21 protein-coding genes and 1 pseudogene are annotated in these 23,769 nt (G+C 65.5%); 12 read left to right on the top strand and 10 right to left on the bottom strand.

What is annotated here, in order from left to right; translation table 11 throughout:
- The first annotated feature begins 190 nt into the window (after nt 1-190).
- The gene (locus tag BAC01S_RS29885) at nt 191-1,591 is read left to right on the top strand and encodes an ATP-grasp domain-containing protein (protein WP_156954252.1); all 1,401 of its coding nucleotides are present in this window, start codon (nt 191-193) and stop codon (nt 1,589-1,591) included.
- 9 nt (nt 1,592-1,600) lie between these two features.
- Here the strand turns inward: BAC01S_RS29885 and BAC01S_RS29880 are convergent, their stop codons facing one another.
- The 6 genes from BAC01S_RS29880 to BAC01S_RS35330 form a co-directional block, all read right to left on the bottom strand.
- Nucleotides 1,601-2,968: a sulfotransferase family protein gene (locus BAC01S_RS29880; RefSeq protein WP_043200694.1), complete on the bottom strand. Its 1,368-nt coding sequence runs from the start codon at nt 2,966-2,968 to the stop codon at nt 1,601-1,603.
- 21 nt (nt 2,969-2,989) lie between these two features.
- Nucleotides 2,990-5,830, bottom strand: a complete 2,841-nt coding sequence (locus BAC01S_RS29875; RefSeq protein ID WP_052408659.1) for an O-linked N-acetylglucosamine transferase family protein — start codon at nt 5,828-5,830, stop codon at nt 2,990-2,992.
- Between the two features lie 187 nt (nt 5,831-6,017).
- Entirely contained in the window at nt 6,018-6,341 is a 324-nt protein-coding gene (locus BAC01S_RS00695; RefSeq protein ID WP_027793039.1) for a hypothetical protein, read from the bottom strand.
- A 19-nt stretch (nt 6,342-6,360) separates the two neighbouring features.
- The gene (fliD, locus tag BAC01S_RS00690) at nt 6,361-7,932 is read right to left on the bottom strand and encodes a flagellar filament capping protein FliD (RefSeq protein WP_043200690.1); all 1,572 of its coding nucleotides are present in this window, start codon (nt 7,930-7,932) and stop codon (nt 6,361-6,363) included.
- Nucleotides 7,933-8,050: 118 nt separating this feature from the next.
- Nucleotides 8,051-9,547: a flagellin N-terminal helical domain-containing protein gene (locus tag BAC01S_RS00685; protein ID WP_027793037.1), complete on the bottom strand. Its 1,497-nt coding sequence runs from the start codon at nt 9,545-9,547 to the stop codon at nt 8,051-8,053.
- Complete coding sequence (locus BAC01S_RS35330; protein ID WP_027793036.1) at nt 9,547-9,726, bottom strand: hypothetical protein; 180 nt, start codon at nt 9,724-9,726, stop codon at nt 9,547-9,549. Before BAC01S_RS35330 ends, BAC01S_RS00685 begins: the two co-directional genes overlap by 1 nt.
- A 210-nt stretch (nt 9,727-9,936) precedes the next feature.
- On the opposite strand from BAC01S_RS35330, the gene BAC01S_RS29870 reads away from it, so the two are divergent.
- The 3 genes from BAC01S_RS29870 (at nt 9,937) to rpsU (ending at nt 13,431) form a co-directional block, all read left to right on the top strand.
- Entirely contained in the window at nt 9,937-11,796 is a 1,860-nt protein-coding gene (locus BAC01S_RS29870; protein WP_043200687.1) for a tetratricopeptide repeat protein, read from the top strand.
- A gap of 80 nt (nt 11,797-11,876) precedes the next feature.
- Complete coding sequence (locus tag BAC01S_RS00670; RefSeq protein WP_027793035.1) at nt 11,877-12,818, top strand: aldo/keto reductase; 942 nt, start codon at nt 11,877-11,879, stop codon at nt 12,816-12,818.
- 400 nt (nt 12,819-13,218) lie between these two features.
- Complete coding sequence (gene rpsU, locus BAC01S_RS00665; protein WP_006401410.1) at nt 13,219-13,431, top strand: 30S ribosomal protein S21; 213 nt, start codon at nt 13,219-13,221, stop codon at nt 13,429-13,431.
- Between the two features lie 163 nt (nt 13,432-13,594).
- On the opposite strand, the gene BAC01S_RS00660 is transcribed toward rpsU, so the two are convergent.
- Nucleotides 13,595-14,221 carry a DNA-3-methyladenine glycosylase I gene (locus tag BAC01S_RS00660; protein WP_043200685.1) on the bottom strand — a complete coding sequence of 209 codons (627 nt, stop codon included), beginning with the start codon at nt 14,219-14,221 and terminating at the stop codon, nt 13,595-13,597.
- Between the two features lie 148 nt (nt 14,222-14,369).
- Between BAC01S_RS00660 and BAC01S_RS00655 the strand changes: the two genes are divergently transcribed.
- Nucleotides 14,370-15,266: a BadF/BadG/BcrA/BcrD ATPase family protein gene (locus BAC01S_RS00655; protein ID WP_027793033.1), complete on the top strand. Its 897-nt coding sequence runs from the start codon at nt 14,370-14,372 to the stop codon at nt 15,264-15,266.
- 136 nt (nt 15,267-15,402) lie between these two features.
- Entirely contained in the window at nt 15,403-16,224 is an 822-nt protein-coding gene (locus tag BAC01S_RS00650; RefSeq protein ID WP_027793032.1) for a Cof-type HAD-IIB family hydrolase, read from the top strand.
- Nucleotides 16,225-16,237: 13 nt separating this feature from the next.
- Here BAC01S_RS00650 and BAC01S_RS00645 read toward each other — a convergent pair whose 3' ends face one another.
- Entirely contained in the window at nt 16,238-16,924 is a 687-nt protein-coding gene (locus BAC01S_RS00645) for a histidine phosphatase family protein (RefSeq protein ID WP_245616452.1), read from the bottom strand.
- A gap of 69 nt (nt 16,925-16,993) precedes the next feature.
- Nucleotides 16,994-17,737, bottom strand: coding sequence for an aquaporin Z (gene aqpZ / locus BAC01S_RS00640; RefSeq protein WP_027793030.1), 744 nt, complete (start codon nt 17,735-17,737; stop codon nt 16,994-16,996).
- Nucleotides 17,738-18,016: 279 nt separating this feature from the next.
- Here aqpZ and BAC01S_RS00635 point away from each other — a divergent pair, with 279 nt between their 5' ends.
- Nucleotides 18,017-18,313, top strand: coding sequence for an H-NS histone family protein (locus BAC01S_RS00635; RefSeq protein WP_027793029.1), 297 nt, complete (start codon nt 18,017-18,019; stop codon nt 18,311-18,313).
- 170 nt (nt 18,314-18,483) lie between these two features.
- Here BAC01S_RS00635 and BAC01S_RS00630 read toward each other — a convergent pair whose 3' ends face one another.
- On the bottom strand, nt 18,484-19,551 hold the full coding sequence (locus BAC01S_RS00630; protein ID WP_027793028.1) for a glycosyltransferase family 4 protein: 1,068 nt from the start codon (nt 19,549-19,551) through the stop codon (nt 18,484-18,486).
- A 587-nt stretch (nt 19,552-20,138) separates the two neighbouring features.
- Between BAC01S_RS00630 and flhD the strand changes: the two genes are divergently transcribed.
- From flhD to BAC01S_RS00605, 5 genes and pseudogenes are all read left to right on the top strand, one after another.
- On the top strand, nt 20,139-20,456 hold the full coding sequence (gene flhD, locus BAC01S_RS00625; protein ID WP_027793027.1) for a flagellar transcriptional regulator FlhD: 318 nt from the start codon (nt 20,139-20,141) through the stop codon (nt 20,454-20,456).
- A 105-nt stretch (nt 20,457-20,561) separates the two neighbouring features.
- Nucleotides 20,562-21,103, top strand: a pseudogene (gene flhC / locus BAC01S_RS29865) (flagellar transcriptional regulator FlhC).
- A 215-nt stretch (nt 21,104-21,318) separates the two neighbouring features.
- Nucleotides 21,319-22,179: a flagellar motor stator protein MotA gene (gene motA, locus BAC01S_RS00615; protein WP_027793026.1), complete on the top strand. Its 861-nt coding sequence runs from the start codon at nt 21,319-21,321 to the stop codon at nt 22,177-22,179.
- Nucleotides 22,180-22,201: 22 nt separating this feature from the next.
- Complete coding sequence (motB, locus tag BAC01S_RS29860; RefSeq protein WP_084168081.1) at nt 22,202-23,299, top strand: flagellar motor protein MotB; 1,098 nt, start codon at nt 22,202-22,204, stop codon at nt 23,297-23,299.
- A 36-nt stretch (nt 23,300-23,335) separates the two neighbouring features.
- Nucleotides 23,336-23,710 (top strand): response regulator, encoded by a 375-nt coding sequence (locus BAC01S_RS00605; RefSeq protein ID WP_027793025.1) that lies wholly within the window; start codon nt 23,336-23,338, stop codon nt 23,708-23,710.
- Nucleotides 23,711-23,769 lie beyond the last annotated feature (59 nt).

Raw genomic sequence — 23,769 nt, 5'->3', positions numbered from 1 at the left:
GGCCGGCGGGTGACTCGTCCGGACCATCGCAGTATAGGAGCGCAGGGAACACTACTGATCGGCTGAGAAGACGCGCCTTTCGGGCTCAATTCGGGAATAGTTTGCGCGAGCCCCGATGTACCCTGCTATCTCTGCGGTGAGCCCGGGGCCTGTCCATTCACGCCGGGCGCCGCAGGCTCTGGGAATCACCATGGTTTTGCCTTCAACCCCCCGTATCGAGACCGATGCCGCCGAGATGGCCGACGGCACATCCCATGCCGTGCTCGTCCAGCTGAGCCACCGGCTCGACGCCGATCCCGCCAACGCCGCGCTGCACGAGGCGTTCTCGAATGCGCTGCAGGCCATCGGCAACGAAACAGGCGCGCAGGCGCATCGCATCGCCGTCGAAACCTTCAGCATGCTGGCGAACATGGGTCGCGAGGCACCCGGAATCGCGCTCTACAACGTCGCCACGGTGTATTACATGAAGGGCAACAACGTCGCCGCGTTGCACTGGTTCCGGCATACGCTTGCCCTCGCGCCCAATTTCGCGATGGCTCACCAGAACCTGGCCGCCGTGCTCGACCGGCTGGGCCACGCGGCCGAGGCCGATGCGCGCCGGCGCCATGCCTACGCGCTGCAGCGTATCTACGTCGAGCCGTGCGAGGGGGCGCCGCGGCGCGTGCTGATTCTCTGCTCGGGGCAGATATCGGGCAACGTGCCGTTCGACACGCTGCTGCCGCCGCAGTCGAGTTACCGCATCAAATACGCGATCGATTTCGCCGAGGAGAGCGAAGACGCCACGCTGCCGCCCTACGATCTCGTGTTCAATGCGATCGGCGAGCCGGACATCGCCGTGCCGGTCACGGCGCGCCTGGAGGCGTTCGCGCAGCGCTGCGGCCGTCCGTTTCTCAATCGCCCGGCGGCTGTCGCCGCGACTCAGCGGCATCGTCTCCCGGCGCTGCTGGGCGGTATCGACGACGCGACGACGGCGCCTTGTCTGCGGTTCGACGAGGTGCCGGCGTCGGCGAGGGATCTTGCGCTGCGGCTCGCCGCGGCGTCGTTCCGCTTTCCGCTGCTGATGCGGCCGCTATCGACGCATGGCGGCGACGGGCTCGTGCTGCATGCCTCGATGGAGACGCTCTGGCCCGCGTTGCAAGCCCACGCCGCGCCCTGCTATCTGACGATGTTCGAGGATTTTCGCAGCGCGGACGGCTACTACCGCAAATATCGCGTCGTGTTCGTCGATGGGCGGCCGTACCCCTATCACCTCGCCATTTCGCGGCACTGGATGGTCCATTACTTCTCGGCGGAGATGACGGGGGAGGCGTGGAAGCTGGCTGAGGAACAGCGGTTTCTCGAAGACATGGGCGCGGCACTCGGCGAGCGCGCGCTGCGCGCCATCGAGGCGATTGGCCGCCGTCTCGCTCTCGACTACGGCGGCATCGATTTCACGCTGCTGCCGGACGGGCGGGTGCTCGTTTTCGAAGCGAACGCGACCATGCTGGTGCATCGCGAGGCGAGCGGCGGTCCGCTCGCGCACAAGAACGTCTACGTGCAGCGCATTCTGGATGCGTTCGAGCGTATGCAGGCTTCGCGCGCGATCGCTTAGTTTCCCTGCTTATTGCGCCGTCGCCGCCAGCTCGGATCCCAGGCCGTCGAGCAGCGGCCGCAGCACCCGCAGGTCCGGCCGCCAGCGCCGGATCGAAGTGCGATAAATCGGTTTGCGCACCTGCGCCGCACTGGCCGTCGTCACCGAGCGTTTCGTCCGGTAGAACTCCAGGCAGCGTGCATCCCATTCCATGCCGCAGTGCGCGAGCAGACGGCGCGCCTGGCCTTCCGTGTCGGCCACCAGCTCTTCATAGGACAGTTCCAGCATGACCTCTTCGGGCAGGACGGCGCGCCAGTGGGCCATCAGGGTGTCGTAGGCGCGGTAGTAGCGGCCCAGCTCACCGAGGTCATAGCCGAACGGAACGTCGTGGAACCAGCGCGAGTAAATGGAGAGGCAGGTGTCGAGCGGCGAGCGGCGCACGTGGACGATGCGCGCATTCGGCAAGGCCAGATGGATCAGGCCCGCGTGGATGAAGTTGTACTGGTATTTGTTCACCACGCGCGCGGGGAGCGCCGCATCGCTCACGCGCACTGTCTGAGGCAGACGCTGCAGATAGTTCGAGCCGAGTCCGTGCAGCTGGGCCGGCGTGGCTTCGGAGAGCCTGTCGAGGCTGAATGGGCCCGTCGGCTGCGCGCGGCTCGTCGCGAGCAGCCACGAGAGCGCATTGTCGAAATCCGTGCGCTCGCCGACTCCCCTTATCTGCGGATGGCTTGCGAGGATCTGCTCCACGAGCGTCGATCCCGAGCGCGGCATGCCGATCACGAACACCGGGAGTTCCGATGGGTCGCCAAGGCCTCGCTTCTCGCGCATCACGTCCTGCGTAAACAGCTTCGGCAATTGAGCCGAAACGCCGAGCACGGTGTTTTCGTCGTAGTTGACGGTGGGCCGATAGACGGCATTGGCGCGCAGGATCTGCGTAAAGCCGAACTCGTGCTCGCCTTGCTCCGCGAGCGTTTGCCCGTAGGCGAAAAACAGATCGGCCTGTGCGCTGGGAGGCAGGCGCGCGGCCGTGCGGACCTGGGCTTCGAGCGACGCGAAGCAGGGGTCGTCGGGCGCGAGCGCCCTGGATTGCACGAGGTTGCGGTAGTACATCGCGCAGCCCGGGGCCAGCTGGATGGCCGTGCGCCATGCGGCATACGCCTCGTCGAAGCGACCCAATGCATTCAGGCAGTTGCCGAGGTTGTTGTACGAGCCGTCCGCGTGCGGCTTGAACTGCACGGCCCGGCGGTAGCAGGTCACGGCTTCTTCGAGCTCTCCGCGCGCTTCGTGTTCCCAGCCGAGCTTGTGCCAGGCTTCGGCGTCGTGCGGCGGGTTTGCCGTCGCGGGGCTTGCCTGCGGGATCGCTTGCGCCTCGAAGGGGGCCGGATTGTCGGGCATGGCTGACACGTTCGATTTCCTTTACGGCTTGTCGCTCGGCTCGACCTCGAACGACTCGGCGGGCAGGTTCGCGCACCAGCGGCGCCACATGGTGCGCAGCGCGCGGCTCACGCTCTCCGCGATCCGCTCGGGCTGGAACATCGGCGTGCCGGCGCAGCGCTCGCGCATGCCGGTGCGCAGCGCGGCGAGCGCCGGCAGATCCGATGCGAGCGCAACGGCCTTGCGCACGTAGTCATCCTCGTCGGTGGCGACGCACTGGGTCAGGCCCGCGTGCGACATCGCGGTCAGGCCGCTGCGGCCCGGTACGGTGTGCGACGGCAGCGTCACGGTGGGCAGGCCCATCCAGAGCGAGTGCAGCGCCGTGGTGAGACCCGAGAACGGGAAGCTGTCGAGACAGATGTCGACGAAATGGTGCTGCTGCAGGAACACGGGCACGCTCGAGCGCGGCTTGTAGTCGATGCGCTCGCTCGCGATGCCTTCCTCCGCGAACCAGTCCGCCACCTTGCCGGTGCTGCCGTCGGTCGGCATGGCGCCGATCATGAGCCGGGAATCGGGCAAGGCACGCAGCAGCTTCGCCCACAGGCCGATCACGTCGCGGCGCAGCTTGTCGAGGCGGTTGAAGCTGCCGAAGGTCACGTAGCCGTTGTGCAAGGCCGGCAACAGATTGACGGGCGGCGACAGCCGCTCGGGTTCGAAGGGCGCGAGCGCGGGCAGATAGACAATCTGTTCGGTGAACTGATCGCGGAACTGGGCGGGCGGCACCCAGAAGCGGTCGGCGAGAAAATAATCGACGGCGTCGAGGCCGGTCGTACCCGGATAACCGATCCAGCAAGCCTGGATGGGCGCCGGCTTGTAGGCAAGCGCGAGCAGGCTGTTGCTGGCCGTGTGGCCGGCGAGATCGATCAGGATGTCGATGCCGTCGCGGCGGATCTGCTCGGCCACCCTGCGGTTGTCCATGCCGACGATATCGGTCCAGGTCGAGAACTGGGCGCGCAGCCGGGGCGTGACTTCGTCGATGATGCTGGTGTTCGAGTAGGCATGCAGCGACAGGCCGGGATCGCGGCCGAGCGGACCGAGCACGGGCTCGATGAAACTGGCCACGGCGTGATGGCAAAAATCGCCGGAGATGAAGCCGATCCGCAGCGGACGTTCGGGGTCGCGGCTGTTGTCGTGCGGCTGCCAGCGCGGCTTGAGCGGCGCCTCGAAGTGCGCGGAGAAGCGCCGATGGACGCCGAATATTTCCTGCGGCGTGAGCTTCTCGCTGTGCGTCGAGCAGAAGGCGAAATTATGGTAGGGGAGCGGTGCGTCGGGATCGAGTTCGCTGCTGCGGCGGAACAGTTCCCCGGCCTCGTCGAGCCTGCCTTGCTTCATCAGCGCCACGCCGAGCGAGTTGTAAGCCAGTGCGCCTGGCTGGATGTCGATCGCGAGGCGGCCCAGGCGCTCGGCTTCGTCGAGCTCGCCGAGATCGACCTTGATCACGCCCATCAGGCGCAGCGCCTCGCTGTTTCCCGGCGCCAGCTTCACCAGCCGCTCGCAGTGGCGCGCCGCTTCGCGCATGTTGTGGCGCACCTGATACAGGCCGGCGACGATCAGCAGTACCTGGGGATCGTCGGGCGAGAGTTCGAGCGTCTTCAGCCCGTTCTCGAGCGCGACATCGTACTGGCCGAGGCGGTGGTAGGTCAGCGTCAGGACCTTGCCCGGGAAGGGATGCCGCGGAAGACGGCGCGCAACGGCTTGTGCCTGCTTCAGCACGGTTTCCATGTCGCCGGCGTTGTACAGCTTCACAAGCTCGTGCAGGTGCTGTTCGTCCTCGGGCGACAAACGCAGATCGGCCTCGGCGGGCGTAGTGTGCGCCGCGGCCTCGTCCGAACCCGCCGGCGCGTCGGCCGCTGCGCTTGCGCCTGCGGCGGGGATCGGGCGCGGAACCTTGAGTAGCTGCCCGGTGGACACGAAGGTCATGAGGCTGATCAGCTTGTCGATCTGCGGGCCGGCCAGGCCACGCTTCTGCGCCATGTTCAGCGCCAGCCAGGCGGCGCTCACGCGGTCGGCCTGGAGCAGGGCGTCGATGTAGTGCGCCCAGTACTGCAGATTATTGGGGTTGATGCCGATGGCCTTCTCGATCAGCGGGATGGCGTCCTCGGGGTGACACAGGTGGATCGCCATGGCGCCGAGGCGGTGGTTCGCGTCGGGGTGGTCGGGATACGTGTCGACCACGGCCTGAAAGCGCTGGGCGGCCTCGGCGTACTCATGGCAGGCTTCGAGTGCCAGTCCGTCGTGCATCGCCCGCGCCGCGTAGCGGTGCCGGTCGAGTTCCGCGTCGTTCGGCAGGAGCCTCGCGGCTTCTTCCAGCGGGCCGAGCGCACGGGAGAGATCGCCGCGCCGCAACTGCGCGTAGGCCAGCGTTTTCCATGCGAGCGCGTCGTCCGGGTTGCCCTCGACCCGTTGCCGGGCCAGCGCCTCGGCTTCGTCGTGGCGGCCTTGCTGCGCGAGCGCTTCGAGGGGCTCCGGCGTTTCCGGTGTTGCGGCAGGCGCGGCGGCGCCCGCCGTGCCGATGACGAAGCCGTGTTCCCTCGCGGCTGCGCTGGCGCGCTGTGCCTCTTCCTGCCGGCCGCTCATGGTCAGCACGTTGACGTAGTTGACCCAGAAATTGCGCCGCTCCGGCGCGGCCGAAACGGCGGCCTGCAAATGACTCAGGCCTCCCGTGACATCGCCCTTCTGCAGCAGGAGAACGCCGAAATTGTGGTTCGCGTCCGGATGGTCGGGTTCGGACGAGAGGATGGCGTGATAGAGCTGCCCGGCCTGCTCGATCCGGTTGGCGTTGTGGTGCGCGATGGCCTGTTGCAGCTCGGCTTCGATGGTCATGGGTTTCCCTCGGCTTGCGTATCGGCGGCGTGGCGCGAGCGCCCGCATTCTTCCAGCATGCAGTCTATGCGGGACGCCGGGGCGGCGATTGGTCAAGCAGAAGGGGGATCGGCCTCTTGTTCGCCGCCCGCGGCGGGGCGCGGGCGAAGAGGTCCGGCGAGGCGGGAGAGGGGGACGGAGCGGCGGACTAGAAAAACCGGGCTACGCGCTGATATTGCTGCGCGGCGCCCACGGAGGTCCAGGCCTGTTGGTACGAGCGGGCCAGCGCCTCCCGCGCTGCGCGCGCCGTTTCGACCCTTGCCGCGTCGAAGGCCTGAATGGCGCGGATCAGCGCGAGCGCCGCGGGGGACTGGACGGCCGTGATCGCATGCACCATGGGCGAGCGTTCGAGCGCGAGCCGCGCCGCACGCTGCCAGTCGGACAGTTGTACCGCTGTCTCGATCTCGAGCGTCAGCTCGTAGACCTGGTTCACCAACTGGGTCTGATCGGCATGAGCGTGCGATTCGGCCATGGCGTCCTTCTTTCTCTGGTTACTTCGAGCTGCTGGAGTACGCGCCCGCGCTGTTCGAGTTGCCGAACAGCGAGGTCAGGTATTGCTCGCTCTGGTTCGAACTGGTCATCAGCACATCCAGCGCGGTGAACTGCGACTCGTACTGCGAGGTGAGTTCGTTCGAATAGGCGGTCAGATTGTTGGTCTGCGTAGTCAGGCTGTCAAGGTTGCTCGTCAGGCCGCTGACGCTGGAGTCGATCAGGCCGTCGGTTTGCGTGTACGGCGTGATCGTCTTGTTGAGCTGCGCCCCGAAGCCGGTCGACAGGTTGAACAGCGACTGCACCATGGCGGGATTGCTGGCGACCGTCGAATCGAGCGTGGTCGTGTCGAGCGACAGCGTGCCGTCGTTGTTCAGCGTGATGCCGAGCGACGCGAGCGTGCCCTTCGTGCCGCTGCTCGACACGCTGCTGCCCACGATGTTGCCGAGCGCATTGCGCAGCGAGTTGACGAGCGAGTTGCCGATCAGCGGGCCGGTGGTCGAACTCGAACTCGACGTCGAGCTCGAGGGGCTGTACGCGGTCAGCGTGCCCATCGTGCTGACGAGCGAGTTGTACGCCGTCACGAAATTGCTGATGTCCGAGATTTCGGTCGAGGTGTCGGCCGTGACCGTGAGCGTCTGCGCCCCGGTGCCGCTCTTGCTCGTGTCCACACCCGCCGCGGTCAGATTCAGCGTCACGCCCGTGATGACGCCCGTGACCGTGTTGCTTGCGCTGGTTGCGCTGACGCCGTTCACCGTCAGGTCGGCGTTCTGCGCGGCGGACGTCTGGGTCCACATCGTCGAGCTCGACGAACCCGTCGAGCTTGCCGGCGGGTACTGGAGGCTCTGGAGCCCGGAGCTCGCACCCGCGCCGGGCGTGATCGTGATCGTATTGGCCGCGCCCGTGGAGTCGGCCGTGAGGACGAGATACTGGCCGCTGGCGCCGGTGACGACCGAGGCCGTGACGCCCGGATTGTTGTCGGCCGTGTTGATCGCCGACGCAATGCCGCTCAGGCTTTCGTCCGACGACGTGATGTTGAGCGTCATCGAGTTGCTGCCCACCGCGACCGTCAGGCTGCCCGTGCCGACATCGGCGGCGGACGACGTGGTGAAGGCGCTCGAGGTGAGGCTTTGCGCGGTGGCGAGTTGCGTGACGTCGACCGAATACGTGCCCGCGACGGCGGTGATGCCGGCCGAGGCCGTGATGCCGGTGCCGCTCGTCGTGGCCGAGTAGGCCGTCAGCATCGCGCCGCTGTAGAGCGGCAGGATCGCGGTCTGCAGGTTGGAGAGCGAGGACTGCAACTGACCGAACGCGGAAATCTGCGCGTTGTCGGTGGCTTCCTGCGCGCTCAGTTCGGCCGTCTGCCCGGCGACCTTCGAGGTGACGAGCGCCGAGACGAGCGTCGAGACGTCCAGCGAACTGTCGCCGGTTCCCTGGCCGATGATCGACTCGGCCGCTGTCTTGAGCGCGGCGGCGGCGGCGGCCTGGGCCGATGCGGCGGCCTGCGCGGCGGTCGTGGTGGTCCCGGAACTGGTGCTGGAGGTGGACGAGGTGGTTCCGCTGATGGTGGTCATGGAGAAACTCCGTACTGGCGCTCGACGATACGACCAGCATGTTGGCCGAATAAAACGACAAGGGCGCGCCGCGTAAATGCTCCGCGGCGCGCCTGGTACTACATGCTACGACTTCCTGTTACAGGTTCTGCAGCAGCGAGAGCACTTGTTGCGGCTGCGAGTTTGCCTGCGCGAGCACCGAGATACCCGCTTGCTGCGCGACCGATGCGGCCGTGTAGTTCGCCGTTTCCTGAGCGTAGTTCGCGTCGATGATCTGCGAGTTCGCGCTCGACAGGTCGGTCGACTCTGCTTGCTGCGACGTCGAGATGTCGGTCAGACGGTTCTGCACTGCGCCGAGCGTTGCCTGGATGTTGTTGATCGAGGCAAGCGCGTTGTTGACCGATTCGATCGCGAGGTTCGCACCCATCGTCGTGCTGACGTCGACGTTGGCGATCGACGACGGCTGGTTCAGGTAGTTGATCGACTGCAGCGCCGTCGGATCGTTTGCGCTGGCCGTCGACGTGCCGCCGCCCGTGGAAGCGCTACCGTAGATCGTGCTGTACGGGGTGGCACTAAATGCAAGCGCAGTCGACGTGCTGGCGGTCGCCGTGCTGCCGAAGATGGCGCTTGCAGCCGTGCTGCTGAGCTGGTTGCCGTTCTGGTCGAAGAACGAGTAGCCGCCCGCACCGTTGGATTCGACCGTGATCGAGGTGATGGCATTGGCCGTGCCGGCCGAGGCCGTGCTGCCCGTCGTCGGATTGATATCGAGGCCCGACAGCGTGCCGTACACCGTGCCTGCCGTCGTCGGGAGTCCCGCGGCGCTGCCGGTTGCGGCGTTGATGGCGCCCAGTTCGTTGTTGAGGCTCAGGCCGTTGCCAGCGCCCGACGTCAGGCTGATGGTCGAGATGCCGTTCGGCGAGCCCGTGACCGTGAACAGCGAAGCCGCGACCGAGCTGCTGATGGCCTGGTTGTTCTGGTCGGTGTACGTGAAACCGCCCGTGCCGTTCGCAACGACGTTGATCGTCGTGATCGCGCCTGCGCCGCCGGACGAGTTTGCCGCGCCCGTCGAGGTCAGGTCGAGGCCGCTGACCGAGCCCACCACCGTGCCCGACGACACAGCGCCGCTACCGATCGAAGCGGCCGAAACGCCCTGGCTCAGGTTGATCGAGATCGTTTGACCGACGTCCGCGCCGATCTGCACCGAAACGTTGCCGGCCGTGCCGTTCAGCAGGTTGATGCCGTTGTACGTCGTCTGCGAGGAGAGGCGGTTGATTTCGTCGACTTGCTGCGCAACTTCCTGTTGCAGCGCGGCCTGGTTGGTCGACGAGAGCGTGCCGGCAGCCGACTCGTCGGCGAGCTGGCCGATGGTCTGCAGGCTGGTCGTGATCTGGCTCAGGCCCGTGCTGGCCGTTTCGACCATCGACACTGCGTCGTTCGCGTTCGACACGCCTTGCGTCAGACCGTTGATCGACGATTGCAGCGTGGTGGAGATGGCGAGACCGGCGGGATCGTCTGCTGCGCTGTTGATGCGCTTGCCCGACGACAGGCGCGTGATTGCCTGGGTCAGCGCGCTACCCGAGCTGTTCAGGTTTTCCTGAGCGATCAGCGAATTGACGTTGCTGCTAATGGTGAGCATTACTCTCTCCCGGATGGGTACAGAATCATCATGTTGAACAGGGCAGAAACGCGGGCGTGTTGTCTGCCGCTTTCCTGGTTGTCGGCGTACCCGCCGGAAAACTTGAGGAAAATATTGATCGGACGTTTATCCGGGCGCGCTGTGGCGGCTGTTTCCGCGTGCGCAAATGCCTCCTGCATGGAAATTCGCTCGCGAGGGGGCTGCGCCTTTTGCCGTTGCCAATGGTTCGCGGCTCCCGGAATCGTGCGAATAGGCGCGCGGAGTCTGCGCTTTTCCGCCCATGGCCCGGCGCGGCTGCGTCGTAAGCTTCATCGTGGGCTCGCCTCGCCGCGCGGGGTGCCGGCAAGGCGGCGCGCCCAGGCCATGGATCAACCCTCCGCCCAGTTTCCGTGCTCCCAACGCCCGACCTTTCCCTTCCCGAGCGCCAGCAGCAGGCGCTGACGCTCTGCTTCGCCGGCCAGTTCGCCGAGGCGTTCGCGCTGCTCCAGCTTTTGCTCGATGCCCCGAAAGACGCCACCAGGGACGCCCCTCGGGACGCCGAGCCGGACGCGGGCGCGCTCGCCCGGACGTTGAACATCGCGGCCATCGCCGCCTTGGGTCTCGACCGCCAGGACGATGCCCTGGCCTTCTGGTGGCGGTGCGTGGAGATCAAGCCCGATTTCGTCGACGCGCACCATCATCTCGGCATCTTGCTCAAGTCGCGCGGGCGCATCGCGGAGGCGGAGGCCGCCTGGCGGCAGGCGCTCGCGATTTCCCCTCGCCATTTCGAGGCGCTGAGTCAGCTCGGCGATATCTTGCGGGCGACGGGCCGCCTCGCAGAAGCCGAGCGGACCTACCGGCTGGCCGTGACGCTGCGCCCGGACCACGCCGGAGTCCTCGGCGGTTTTGGCCTCGTGCTCGCCGCGCTCAAGCGCTTTCCCGAGGCCGAGCACGCGTATCGCCAGGTGCTCGAGCTGCGCCCCGACCACGCTCAGACGCACTACCGCCTGGGCACCGCGCTGCAGGCGCAGAATCGCCTGGCCGAGGCCGCGAGCGCCTACGGGCAGGCTTTGCGGCACCAGTCCGACTTCGTCGAGGCGCACAACAATCTCGGCTGCGTGCTGCATGCCCTCAATCGCTACGAAGAGGCGGCCGAAGCGTTTCGCCGGGCGATCGCGCTGCGCCCGGACCTGGCCGAGGCCTGGCACAACTTCGGCAGCGTGATGAAGGAGCTGGGCCGGATTTCCGAAGCCGAGATCGCGTCGCGCGCGGCGCTGACGCTCAATCCCAACTACGGCGACGCCCGCTTCGGTCTGGCTGTGCTGTTGCTGGCCACGGGCCGCTTCGAGGAGGGCTGGCCGCTCTACGAGGCGCGCTACGAGCGGCCCGGTTTCATCCACCACGCCAGCGGCAAGATGCTGAAGTGCCCGCAGTGGCGCGGCGAGCCGCTGGCGGGGCGCAGCCTGCTGATCTGGCAGGAGGATGGTCTTGGCGACATGCTGCAGTTCGGCCGCTACCTGCCCCTGCTCAAGGCAAGCGGCGCGGCGCGCATCGAGGTCGGCTGCCGCCGCGAACTGAACCGGATCTTCGCGGCGCACGAATCCGTCGAAGGCGTAATGGATCACAGCGAAGCCCTGGAGAAGTCCGCCGGATTCGATTGCTGGACGAGCCTCATGAGCGTCCCGTTGCACATGGGCACGACGCTCGACACCATTCCCGACGCGGTCTGGCTCAAGCCCGAGCCGGCATTGCAGGCGCACTGGCGCGAGCGGCTCGACACGCTGCCGCCGGGGCCCCGCATCGGCTTCGTGTGGAAGGGCAATCCGCGCCATCACAACGACGCCCATCGATCGGCGCCGTCGCTCGCCACGTTCGCGCGGCTCTGGACCGTGCCGGGTCTCAACTTCGTGAGCCTGCAGAAGGGGCAGGGCGAAGACGAGGCGCAGTCGCCTCCCGCGAGCCAGCCGCTGCTGAACCTCGGCGCTGAACTGCAGGACTTCGCCGATACCGTGGCGGTGGTTTCGCAACTCGATCTCGTCATCTGCGTCGACACCTCCACGGCGCATGTTGCCGGCGCGCTCGGCAAGCCCTGCTGGGTGATGCTGCCCGGACACGACGTGGACTGGCGCTGGCTGCACGGGCGCGACGATTCTCCGTGGTATCCCGGCACGGTGCGCGTGTTCCGGCAAACGCAGGCCGGCGGCTGGCCCGCGCTCGTCGGCGCAGTGCGCAAGGCGTGTGCCGAAACGTTCGGCGCGGGTGCGATGTAGCGCATCCGGGCGCCCTGCACGCGGGGCAGGTCCAGCGTATGCTCGATATCTTCAATCTCGCCCCTGTCATTGGAGAAATCATGGAACTACGCAGGATCGGCACGTCGGCCTTGCAGGTCGCGCCCCTCATGTTCGGCGGCAACGTGTTCGGCTGGACCGCCGATGAAGCCACCTCGTTCTCGATCCTCGACGCCTTCACCGACGCCGGCCTCAATTTCATCGATACCGCCGACGTCTATTCGGCGTGGGTGCCGGGCAACCAGGGCGGCGAATCGGAAACGATCATCGGCAAGTGGCTCGCGAAAAGCGGTAAGCGCGAGAAAGTGGTGATCGCAACGAAAGTGGCGAAGGACCCGCGCCGGCCGGGCCTGAAGGCCGCCAATATCGCGGTGGCCGTGGAGGATTCGCTGCGCCGTCTGCAGACCGATTACATCGACGTGTATTTCTCGCATGAAGACGATCAGAAGGTGCCGTTCGACGAGACGTTCGCCGCGTACCAGCGGCTCATCGAAGCCGGCAAGGTGCGCGTGATCGGTGCTTCGAACTACAGCGGCGCACGCCTGGAAGAAGCCCTTGCGGTGTCGCGCAAATCGGAGCTGCCGGCGTATCAGATCATTCAGCCCGAATACAACCTGTATGACCGCGCGCATTACGAAGCCGACATCGAGCCGGTGGCGCTCGCCCAGCAGATTGCGGTCGTGCCGTACTACAGCCTCGCGAGCGGCTTCCTTTCCGGCAAGTACCGCTCGCGCGAGGATCTGGCGAAGAGCGCGCGCGGTTCGCGGGTGGAGAAGTATCTGGATCACCGCGGCGTGCGCATTCTCGCGGCGCTCGATCACGTTTCGCAGCGCCACGGCGCCACGCTGGCGGCGGTGGCGCTGGCGTGGCTCATCGCGCGGCCCAGCATCACCGCGCCGATCGCCAGCGCGACCTCGCTCGAACAGGTGCAGAGCCTCGCGGCCGCCGTGCACCTGAAGCTCGATCCGGCGGATATCCAGGCGCTCAACGACGCCAGCGCCTGATGTGCGATGGTGCTCGGTGGCAAGCAACCACCCGCCCCTATCCTCTGATAAATGGCACTCGAACACCGAGCATGGGCTCAGGCACGCAAGTGCCTGAGCAGAATCAAGAAAGTGTGGCCGGCAAGATCGTTTCCTGATATCATTGAGAGTGAATTGAGATGTTTGCCTGTTTTGTTGCCGTGTTCGTTACTGTTGGCGGCCGCAAACCGGCGGTCAGGCGTGAAGCTGCAAGGTAAGCCTGGTCGCGTTCCGCAGTGAACCCCCTACTTCTCTTTTCCGGCCTCCGTGGCCGCCTTGCCTTTCGTTGCGCCCCCAATGTGGCGAACGACCGGAGGGCCGGTGCGCGAGCGATTGACGCTTGCGCCTTTGAACCGTATCAAACGATTGAGTTAGGAAATACATGACGACGATTCTTCTGAAGGAAAACGAGCCGTTTGAAGTGGCCATCCGCCGCTTCCGCCGTGCAATCGAAAAGAATGGCCTGATCGCCGAGCTGCGTGAGCGTCAGTCTTACGAAAAGCCGACGGCCGTTCGCAAGCGCAAGAAGGCCGCTGCAGTGAAGCGCCTGCACAAGCGCCTGCGCAGCCAGATGCTGCCGAAGAAGCTCCACTAAGCTTCTTTCGCGCTTTTCCGCCAGACGGCGGCGCATGCTTCCCCGGAAGCTGCGCCGCCGTTTGCGTTTGTGCAGATGTTGTTTGTGCCGGTGTTTTTCGATTGCCGCTTCCCGACTGCCGCTTTTCGGCGGCACCGGCTGAATTGCCTGGCGCGCGGCGCATTCAAGCCTTGCTTGTCGCTCGCCGTTTCTTGCCGTGGGCGGCGCATCCTGCGCGGCACATGCAGTCGCGCTCGTGGTCGTTGACCATGCCCACGGCCTGCATGAATGCATAACAGATTGTTGTTCCCACGAATTTGCAGCCGTACTTCTTCAGCGCTTTGCTGAGCGTGTCCGAAATTTCGGTGGAAGCCGGCGCGTCGCGATACGACGGCCAGTCGTTCTGAATGGGCGTGTCGTCCACGAACGACCAGATGAACTTCGCGAGCGAACCGTGCTCGGCCTGGATCTGCTGCACGGCGCGCGCGTTCAGAATCGCCGCCTCGATCTTGGCCCGGTTGCGCACGATCGCCGCGTCCTGCATCAGCGTTTCGACGTGCCCGGGCGTGAAGCGCGCGACCTTTTCGATGTCGAAGCCCGCAAACGCACGCCGGTACCCCTCGCGCTTGTTGAGGATCGTGGACCATGACAGGCCGGCCTGCGCACCCTCCAGCACGAGCATTTCGTAGAGGTGCTGGTCGTCGCGCGAAGGCACGCCCCATTCGGTGTCGTGGTAATGCGCGAGCGATTCGGTCGTCGCCCAGTTGCAGCGGTGCGTCACGGCTCTCTCCTTGCCTTGGGTTCGGTCCATACAGTTCGGTCGGGCCCTGCCAGCATAGCGGATAGCGAGTTCGCCGCCACCTGGCCATCCGGCCAATTGTGCGAATGCCGCAGACCCGTTAGTCTCTGCGGCACGATCCATCATCACCCGTCGCGCGCACGGCGCGGCGCTCATCATCATGCAGACATCGACCTGGCTCATTGGCGTGGACGGCGGCGGCACCGGCACGCGCGTCGCGCTCGGCGACGCGAACGGTATGGAACTGGCGCGCGCCGCCGCGGGTCCGTCCGGGCTCGGCCTTGGCATCGCAAGCGCCTGGGCGTCCATCGAGGCGGGATGCCGCGCCGCATTCGAAGAGGCGGGCCTCGCGTTCGACTGGTCGCGCTGCGTGCTCGGCTGCGGGCTCGCGGGCGTGAACAATCCCGACTGGCTCGCCCCGTTTCGCGAGCAGGCGCCGCCGGTGGCAGGCCTCGCGGTGGAGAGCGATGCCTATACCACGCTGCTTGGCGCGCATGGCGGCGAAGCGGGCGTGATCGTCGCACTCGGCACCGGCAGCGTAGCGGCGGTGCTCGATGCGGCGGGCGCGTGCCGCATTGCGGGCGGTTTCGGCTTCCCCTCCGGTGACGAGGCGAGCGGCGCCTGGTTCGGCCTGCGCGCCATCACCTGGGCGCAGATGGCGCTCGACGGCCGCGCGCCGCTGGACGCCTTTGCCCAGGCGTTGCTCGCGCATGCCAACGCAACGGATCGCGACAGCCTCATCGTTTGGCTATGCGCAGCCAATCAAACCGCCTACGCGAGTCTCGCACCGGTGGTGCTCGCCCATCGCGAGCATCCCTTCGTTGCCAAACTGCTGGCCGAGGCGGGCGAAGCCGTCGCGCAATTCGTCCTCGCTCTCGATCCCACTGCCACGCTGCCGGCCGCATTGTGCGGCGGGCTTGGCCAGCCGTTGCGCGAATGGGTGCCGCAGGCCGTGCGTGAACGCCTCCGCGCGCCGCTGGCCGACTCCACCAGCGGCGCACTCACGCTGGCCCGGCGCGAGGCTGCACGGCTCGCCGCCGCCCGTTGCGGCCAATAGCGGCCAGGCAAGATTACGCAAACGGGCCGTGATTTTGCGCGCGAGTCGGCTCATTGTTCACGGCGGCTCGTGGCGCAGTGTCCGCGCGCAAATGCTACGATCTATCGTTTCTTGTTCCGCTGTTGGCATTTGTCCCATGTACCAGGTCATCGCAACCGATCTAGACGGCACGCTGCTCAATTCGGATCACCAGCTCGATCCTTTCACGGTTGCCACGCTCCGCCGGCTCGACGCTCAGGGCTTGCAATTCGTCATTGCGACGGGGCGCCACTATTGCGATGTCGCAGGGATTCGCGACGTACTGGGGATCCGCCCGTATCTGATCACCTCGAACGGCGCGCGCGTGCATGCGCCCGACGACACGTTGATTCACGCGCGCAATCTGCCCGAGCCGGTCGTTCAACGCCTCGTTTCGCCGGAGGTGACAGGCGGGCATGGCCGCGTCATCGTCAGCCTGTTTTCCGACGATTCCTGGCTCATCGACCGCGATGCGCCGGAACTGCTCGCCTTCCATCAGGATTCGGGATTCACGTACCACGTCACCGACCTGCGCGCGCACGACGGCGTGGGTGTCGCCAAGGCGCTCTATATCGGCGATCCGGCAGACCTCGCGCACATCTCGCGACGTCTCGAAGCGGAGTTCGGCGACGCGCTCTACGTCACCTACTCGCTGCCCGACTGCCTGGAAGTGATGACGGCCGGCGTTTCGAAGGGCCGGGCGCTGAACGTCGTGCTGGATCGGCTCGGTGCGGCCGCGGCGGGTTGCGTCGCGTTCGGCGACAACATGAACGACATCGACCTGCTCGAAACAGCAGGCCATCCGTTCATGATGAACAATGCGAATCCCGATCTCATCGCCCGCCTGCCTTCGGTGCCGCGCATCGGCAACAACTTCGAGGCGGGCGTCGCGCATCATCTGCGCAAGCTCTTCGCGCTCGGCGACGAACTCGAGCCGTAAGCTCGCGCCGCCGTTACTGGGTGCCGGGCAAGGTCGCGCACGGGCAATCGTCGGAGCGGCCGTCCAGCCCCTCGCGTTCGCGCGCGAAGCGCACGCGCGGCGTCGCGCTGCTCCAGTCGATGCGCAGCACGTAGATGCTGTCGAAGTCGGCGCTTTTCCACTTCGGCACGTCGGCTGCGTCGCCGCCATGCGCTACCACGATCTGGCGCACGAGTTCCTCGATCTCGCGGTGTTCCCAGGCAACCAGCACGATGCGGTTGCGCCATTTCGGATCGACGAGCGCGCCGCCGAGTTTGTCGATCTGCGAGTAACCATACGGCGTGGCTACCGGCAGGCCGAACTGGATCGCCGTAGGCTCGATGGTCGCGAGCGGGCGCACGTAGTAGTACGGCTTGCCGCTGTCGTTCTTTTGCTCGCCCGGATCGGGCGCATAGATGGCGTCGGGCTTGCCGTACTTCGCCGCGATCACGGCCGGCAATGCGAGCGCCCGGTTCAGGCCTTTGCAGCTAAGCTGGCCGAGGCCGGCCGCGGGCTTTTCACCGTGACGCACGAACACCAACGTTTCGAGATTGTCTGCGGCCACCGCCGCTGTGGCCGCCGTCGCCGCCGTTGAAGCAGCGTTGTCGGCCGCGTGCGCGCAGGCGCTCACCAGTGCGAGGCTCGACGCCGTGCGAGCAAGCCAGATTCGTGAACGCTTCATGAGGCGGACCTTGAACGGTGGAGGTCGATAGGTCGCCCGATTCTAGCAGCGCGGCCGGGCTGCTCCGTCTTACGCTTGCAGCGATGCTTTACCCGCCGTGCGCGTAGCCGCGCCTGCGATAGCCGGATAGACGATGCCGGCGATGACGGCGCCCACGATCGGCGCGAGCCAGAAGAGCCAGAGTTGCGAGACCGCTTCGCCGCCGACGAAAAGCGCGGGCCCGGTCGAGCGGGCGGGATTGACCGAGGTGTTGGTGACCGGGATCGAGATCAGGTGGATCAGCGTGAGGCACAGGCCGATCGCGATCGGCGCGAAACCGGCGGGCGCGCGCTCGTCGGTGGCGCCGAGAATCACGAAGAGGAAGAAGCCCGTCATCACGACTTCGCACAGGAAGGCCGCCGCCATCGAGTAGTGGCCCGGCGAGTGTTCGCCATAGCCGTTCGTCGCGAAGCCGCTTGCCACGAGATCGAAGCCGGGTTTGCCCGTGGCGATCTGGGCCAGCACGAAGGCGGCGATGATGGCGCCGATCACCTGCGCGACGATGTACGGCAGCAGGTCGCGCGCCGGAAACCGGCCGGCTACCGTGAGGCCCACGCTCACGGCGGGATTCAGATGGCAGCCCGAAATATGACCGATGGCGTATGCCATGGTCAGCACGGTCAGGCCGAATGCAAGCGCCACTCCGACGAAGCCGATACCGAGCCCGTGAACCGGGCCCGCAAAGCTCGCTGCCAGCACGGCGCTGCCGCAGCCGCCCAGCACGAGCCAGAAAGTGCCGAACATTTCGGCCATAAGTCGTTTGGATAAGTGCATCTTCTGACACCTCAAAAAGTCGAATTGAAGTGGCAGGAAAAAGTCCGATTCTGCCACGCGCCAGATTCTAGGCAGTCAACTGATGGGCGGGTGTGAAGAATTGTCAATTCCGACGCTATTGACCGAATTATTTCGCGCTATGGACGAGCCATTTCACCATAGATGACAATCGCTAAATACCGGAATTGTCCCGATAAAGAAGTATTAATCGTGATTGCTAATTCCAATATTTACGTCTAATCTCTTCTCGAACTGACTCGTTCGACAAAGGGGGGAGGAATGTCGCAATATTCAGAACTTAAAGCCCAGATCGCGAAGCTTCAGGCTCAGGCCGAAGACGCGCGGCGCACCGAGCTGGCGGATGTGATCAACACGATCCGCGCGAAGATTGCCGAGTACGGGCTTACCGCCCAGGATCTCGGGTTCGCGGCGGTCGCCCGGCGCGGGCGCCCGCCCAAGAAGGCGCCGCTGCCGCCGCGCTATCAGGATCCCAAGACCGGGGCAACCTGGAGCGGGCGCGGCAAGCCGCCCAAGTGGATCGCAGGGAAGAATCGTGAGCGCTATCAGATCGCCTGACGCGCTATTTGCGATAGAAGCAGAAAGAGCCGCGTGACGCCACGCGGCTCTTTTTTTAAGTGCATCCCGTAATTGCGCAAATGGCGTGCGCGCAAACGATACACACGGTGCATTCGTCGGCGTTTATCGCAAATTTGCGCGCCGACCGCCGGCAAGCGGACTATCCGGGACTATCCGGCTGCGGCAACGCGACGCAGCACCGGACGGCGTTCCGCTTCGATCAGAGCGGTATAGGTATCGACGTAATTGCGGGCCATCGTATGCGAAGTGAAGCGGCTCTCGAACCGCGCGCGAATCGTTTCGCGTGAAAGCGAATTGATATTTTGTAGTGCGCCGACCGCGCTTTGCACGTCTTCCACGATAAAGCCCGTTACGCCCGGCTCGATCACTTCGGGCACCGATCCGCGGTTGAAAGCGATGACCGGCGTGCCGCAGGCCATGGCCTCGATCATGACGAGGCCGAACGGCTCCGACCAGTCGATCGGGAAGAGCAGGGCTTTCGCCCCCGAAAGGAATTCGGGCTTCTGCGCTTCGTCGATCTCGCCGACGAACTCGACGTGAGCCTCCGAAAGCAGCGGCTCGATCTCGGTCTTGAAATACTCGCGGTCCACCTTGTCCACCTTGGCGGCAATCTTCAGCGGCAGGCCGGCGAGCGCGGCGATGCGGATGGCGGAGTCCACGCGCTTTTCCGGGCAGATGCGGCCGAGGAACGCCAGGTACTCGGGCTTGCGGTGACGTTGCGGCGTGAGCAGGTTCTCGGGCAGGCCGTGGTAGATCGTGTTCTGCCAGTTGGCCTGCTTGAGCGGCTGGCGCTGCGAATCCGAAATCGAGATCACCGGCGCTTGCGGGAACGAGTCGAACACGGGCTGCAGTTCGGGCAGGTCGAGCCGGCCGTGCAGCGTCGTGACGAACGGCGTGTCCAGCGTCGAGAAGAGCGGGAACGGCAGATAGTCGAGGTGGAAGTGCAGCACGTCGAACTCGTGCGCCATGCGGCGCACGCGCTCCATCAGCACGACGTGAGGCGCAAGCGCGTCGCGCACGGTCGGGTCGAGCCTGAGCGCGCGCGGCCAGGCCGCTTCGAGCGTCGCCGCGGTGACCGAATCGCCGCTCGCGAACAACGTCACATCGTGACCGAGGTCGACGAGCGCTTCGGTCAGATAGGACACGACGCGTTCCGTGCCGCCGTAAAGCTTCGGCGGGACTGCTTCGTACAGAGGCGCAATTTGTGCGATTCGCATTGGTTCGATCTCCTGTCGACCCGCGTTGGTGCAAAACCTTACGCGGATCCCATACAAAATAATGGCAAGTGCGCGTGCAATACGGATGGGCGCGCGGCACCGGGTTATCCCTGACTTCGATTATGAAGATCTGACTCGCCGTGACGAGTCCTTTTTCAATCGCTTAAGCGTTGTTACAGCGGGAAACATGCGTGTACAGGGACTTCTTCGCCCGCGCACCGGGTCGGGATGGCGCCCATGCGCAAGTGGCGTGCCCGGCGCGCCGCATCGAACACGCACGTATTACAGGGAAATGAAAACATCTTATAATTCGCGCATGGCAAGGCCGCTTATGCGAAATAAATAGCGAATCTGCTCGCCCCTCCTCCCATCCCTCTGTTGTCAGAAAAATTCCTACACGGTTGCGAGGCGATTTCTTGCAAATCGTCGCGGTGTCCGTCCAATTTCCAGTTGTGCCCGGCCTGGCCACAATGCGGTGATGACCACAAAACGGGTCGTTCGCCCAGATTTGCCACAGCCTTCTGGATGCGACCGAGCAAACGTTTCCGCAACCGGCCTGACCAGCCGATTCGAATTCGGGGGAATCCATGAGCGCGACGACGCATAGCGACATGCTCAGCGAGATCAAGGAAGTGAACCTGTCGTACCTGTTGCTCGCGCAACGCCTGCTGCGCGACGACAAGTCGACGGGCATGTTCCGCATGGGGATCTCGGAGCAGCTCGCCGAGGTCCTCGCCAGCCTGACGCTGGCACAAACCGTCCGGCTCGCCGCATCGAACCAGGTGCTGTGCCGCTTCCGGTTCGACGATCACGCCATCCTCAGCGCGCTGGCCGACAAGGGCAAGTCCGCGCAAACGCATACCGCCATCCTGATGGCGGGTCAGCCCGTCGCACAAATCGACTGACACGGCCGCTGCCCTGCCGCGCCCGGCGCGCGCTTCGCGGCGGCTTCACCCACGCCCGGCCCGTGCGCGCCGGGCGGAATCATTTCCGGCAACGATCGGGGGGCTATGGCAACAAAGAGCGTGGTGCACGAGGTCAAGGAGATCGCGCTGGCGATCGAGCTGATCGAGCTAGGCGCACGGCTGCAACTGCTCGAAGCGGAAACCTCGCTCTCGCGCGACCGGTTGATCCGGCTCTACAAGGAAGTGAAGGGGGAGTCGCCGCCGAAGGGCATGCTGCCGTTCTCGACGGACTGGTTCATGACCTGGCAGCCCAACGTCCATTCCTCGCTGTTTTACAACACGTTTCTGTTCATGAGCCGGCAGGCGCGCTGCGAGCCGGTTCCGCGATCGTGAAGAGCTACCGGCTCTATCTCGAGCATCTGCAGCTGCAGGGCGAAGAGCCGGCGCTCAGTCTCACGCGGGCATGGACGCTCGTGCGCTATTTTGCCTCGGGCCTCCTGCAGCTCACGCCGTGCAGCCGTTGCGGGGGCCACTTCGTCGCGCACGCTCACGACCCGCAGCGCGGCTTCGTCTGCGGGCTGTGCCAGCCGCCTTCGCGCGCGGGCCGCACCCGCCGCAGCAGCGAAGCCCTTGCGGTGGCGGGCTGAAGGGCGATTTCGCCCGTTTGGCCGCCCGCCCCCGCCGCCCTTGCGATCGAGCCCCGAATGCGGGGCTCCGTCATGGCGCTTTGCCCGAACCCAGGCACTCCCCTGGGGCGGGACCTTGGCGGCCCTCAATCCCAAAGTTTTTCGGACCGATGCCGTAAACCAGCTAAGGACGCGGGCCGATGGCGGCTCACGGCACTTTTAGTGAGGACCCAGCTGTGCTGATTTTCGTGGGAGTACTCGTGACGATTCTGTCCGTCTTCGGCGGTTACGCGCTCGAGGGCGGTCATCTCGGGGCCATGATGCAGCCGATGGAACTGCTGATGATCGGCGGCGCGGGCCTCGGTGCGTTCATTCTCGGCAACGGCATCAAGACGATCAAGTCGACGCTGCGCGTTGTCCCGACGCTCTTCAAGGGCTCGAAATACAACAAGGACGTCTACATGGAGCTGCTCGCGCTCCTCTACGTCCTGCTCGCGAAGGCGCGCAAGGAAGGCACGCTCACGCTCGAGGCGGATATCGACGATCCGATGAAGAGCCCGCTCTTCACGCAGTACCCGAAGATTCTCGCCGACAAGCACATCGTCGAATTCCTTACCGATTACCTGCGCCTCATGGTGGGCGGCAACATGAACGCTTTCGAGATCGAAAGCCTCATGGACGAGGAAATCGAAACGCACCACCACGAGGGCGAGGCCCCCGCGCATGCGCTCTCCAAGGTGGGCGACGCCATGCCCGCGTTCGGCATCGTGGCCGCCGTGATGGGCGTCGTCCACACCATGGCCTCGGCCGACAAGCCGCCCGCGATTCTCGGCGAGATGATCGCCCAGGCGCTCGTCGGCACGTTCCTCGGCATTCTGCTTTCGTATGGTCTCATCAGCCCGCTCGCGAGCGTCGCGGAACAGCGCGTGGCCGAATCGACCAAGATGTTCCAGTGCATCAAGGTGACGATCCTCGCGAGCCTGAACGGCTACGCGCCCGCCATCGCCGTGGAGTTCGGCCGCAAGGTGCTGTTTTCCACCGAGCGCCCGTCGTTCTCCGAGCTCGAAGAGCACGTGCGCCGCGTGAAGGCGAAGTAAGGCACCGGCCAGGGAACGCGCGATGAGCAAGGACAAGGACCGCACGATCGTCGTCAAGAAGGCCGCGCCCGCGAAGGGCGGCCATCACGGCGGCGCATGGAAGCTCGCCTACGCGGACTTCATGACCGCGATGATGGCGTTCTTCCTGCTGATGTGGCTCCTTTCCTCGGCGTCCACCACGCAGCTGCACGGCATTGCCGAGTACTTCAACCAGCCGCTCAAGGTTACGCTGTGGGGCGGCGACCGCAGCTCGACGGATTCGAGCATCGTGAAGGGCGGCGGGCGCGACATCTCCACCGACCAGGACGGCGTCACGCGTCAGACCGACGGCTCCACCGCGCGTGCGGAGCACACCGCCTCGAAGAACGAAGACGACTCGATGAAGCAGCTGAAGGGCTCGCTCGAACGTCAGGAGCAGGCGCGCCTGCACGACCTGCAGATCAAGCTGATGGCCGCGATCGAGGCGAACCCGGTGCTGCGCCAGTACAAGCAGCAGATCCGCATCGACTCGACGCTCACGGGCCTGCGCATCGAGATCGTGGATTCGCAGAAGCGCCCGATGTTCGCGACCGCGCGCGACGTGGTCGAGCCGTACATGCGCGACATTCTGCAGGCCATCGGCAATACGCTCAACGGCGTGCCGAACCGCATCATCGTGCAGGGCCACACCGACGCCGTGCCTTACGCAGGCGGCGAGAAGGGTTACAGCAACTGGGAGCTTTCGGCCGACCGCGCGAACGCGTCGCGCCGCGAGCTGATTGCGGGCGGCATGGACGAAGCGAAGGTGATGCGCGTGATCGGTCTCGCGTCGACGCAGAACCTGAACAAGGAAGATCCGCTCGACCCGGAGAACCGGCGCATCAGCATCATCGTGCTGAACAAGAAGTCGGAAGACGCGTTGATGCACGACGACTCGACCACCACGACGCTTTCCGACGACGCAGCCGGTTCGGGCAAGCCGCTCCTGCCGATGCTGGCGCCGGGCACGGCGACACCGGCGAAGCTGCCGCCGGCAGGCGTGAGCGCGCCGGTGCGGCTCACGCCCGTGGCAGCGCCGGTGGGGGGAACGGGGCCGGCGCAGACAACGCAGACGGCGCAGACGGCGCAGATGGCGCACTAAAGGCGCGGCAACACAAACAGCGCGAGTGAGGAGCGGATGATCAGGAACATTCTGGCGATCGACGATTCGGCGTCCATGCGGGAGATCCTGCAGGCGGCGCTGGGCGCGGCGGGTTACGACGTGACGGTGGCGAACGACGGCGAAGACGGGCTGGAGCACGCGCTCGCGCAGTGCTTCGACCTCGTGCTCACCGACCTGCACATGCCGCGCATGAGCGGGCTGGACCTGATCCGCAAGCTGCGCGCGAATCCTTCGTACCTCGAAACGCCCATCCTCGTGTTGACCACGGAATCGGACGAAACCTTCAAGGTGGCCCTGCGCGACGCTGGCGCGACGGGCTGGCTGGAAAAACCGGTGGACCCGGAGCTGCTCGTCGATCTGACGAGCGCGCTAGGCGAAGCGCGCGCTTGACGTGCACATGACACCACAGCATCGGCACCCCAAACAGGCAATTATCGCGGTGACAGAGG

This window comes from Paraburkholderia acidipaludis NBRC 101816 (assembly GCF_000684975.1).
In the GTDB taxonomy this organism is placed as follows: Bacteria; Pseudomonadota; Gammaproteobacteria; order Burkholderiales; family Burkholderiaceae; genus Paraburkholderia; species Paraburkholderia acidipaludis.
The sequence above is the reverse complement of the archived record's forward strand: the minus strand, read 5'-3'. Positions and strand labels throughout refer to the sequence as shown.

Excerpts from the sequence above, each read along its gene's own strand:
- BAC01S_RS29885 (WP_156954252.1), top strand. The coding sequence starts at position 191 with ATGGTTTTGCCTTCAACCCCCCGTATCGAGACCGATGCCGCCGAGATG.
- BAC01S_RS29880 (WP_043200694.1), bottom strand. The coding sequence starts at position 2,968 with ATGCCCGACAATCCGGCCCCCTTCGAGGCGCAAGCGATCCCGCAGGCA.
- BAC01S_RS29875 (WP_052408659.1), bottom strand. The coding sequence starts at position 5,830 with ATGACCATCGAAGCCGAGCTGCAACAGGCCATCGCGCACCACAACGCC.
- BAC01S_RS00695 (WP_027793039.1), bottom strand. The coding sequence starts at position 6,341 with ATGGCCGAATCGCACGCTCATGCCGATCAGACCCAGTTGGTGAACCAG.
- fliD (WP_043200690.1), bottom strand. The coding sequence starts at position 7,932 with ATGACCACCATCAGCGGAACCACCTCGTCCACCTCCAGCACCAGTTCC.
- BAC01S_RS00685 (WP_027793037.1), bottom strand. The coding sequence starts at position 9,547 with ATGCTCACCATTAGCAGCAACGTCAATTCGCTGATCGCTCAGGAAAAC.
- BAC01S_RS35330 (WP_027793036.1), bottom strand. The coding sequence starts at position 9,726 with ATGCAGGAGGCATTTGCGCACGCGGAAACAGCCGCCACAGCGCGCCCG.
- BAC01S_RS00670 (WP_027793035.1), top strand. The coding sequence starts at position 11,877 with ATGGAACTACGCAGGATCGGCACGTCGGCCTTGCAGGTCGCGCCCCTC.
- rpsU (WP_006401410.1), top strand. The coding sequence starts at position 13,219 with ATGACGACGATTCTTCTGAAGGAAAACGAGCCGTTTGAAGTGGCCATC.
- BAC01S_RS00660 (WP_043200685.1), bottom strand. The coding sequence starts at position 14,221 with ATGGACCGAACCCAAGGCAAGGAGAGAGCCGTGACGCACCGCTGCAAC.
- BAC01S_RS00655 (WP_027793033.1), top strand. The coding sequence starts at position 14,370 with ATGCAGACATCGACCTGGCTCATTGGCGTGGACGGCGGCGGCACCGGC.
- BAC01S_RS00650 (WP_027793032.1), top strand. The coding sequence starts at position 15,403 with ATGTACCAGGTCATCGCAACCGATCTAGACGGCACGCTGCTCAATTCG.
- BAC01S_RS00645 (WP_245616452.1), bottom strand. The coding sequence starts at position 16,924 with ATGAAGCGTTCACGAATCTGGCTTGCTCGCACGGCGTCGAGCCTCGCA.
- aqpZ (WP_027793030.1), bottom strand. The coding sequence starts at position 17,737 with ATGCACTTATCCAAACGACTTATGGCCGAAATGTTCGGCACTTTCTGG.
- BAC01S_RS00635 (WP_027793029.1), top strand. The coding sequence starts at position 18,017 with ATGTCGCAATATTCAGAACTTAAAGCCCAGATCGCGAAGCTTCAGGCT.
- BAC01S_RS00630 (WP_027793028.1), bottom strand. The coding sequence starts at position 19,551 with ATGCGAATCGCACAAATTGCGCCTCTGTACGAAGCAGTCCCGCCGAAG.
- flhD (WP_027793027.1), top strand. The coding sequence starts at position 20,139 with ATGAGCGCGACGACGCATAGCGACATGCTCAGCGAGATCAAGGAAGTG.
- motB (WP_084168081.1), top strand. The coding sequence starts at position 22,202 with ATGAGCAAGGACAAGGACCGCACGATCGTCGTCAAGAAGGCCGCGCCC.
- BAC01S_RS00605 (WP_027793025.1), top strand. The coding sequence starts at position 23,336 with ATGATCAGGAACATTCTGGCGATCGACGATTCGGCGTCCATGCGGGAG.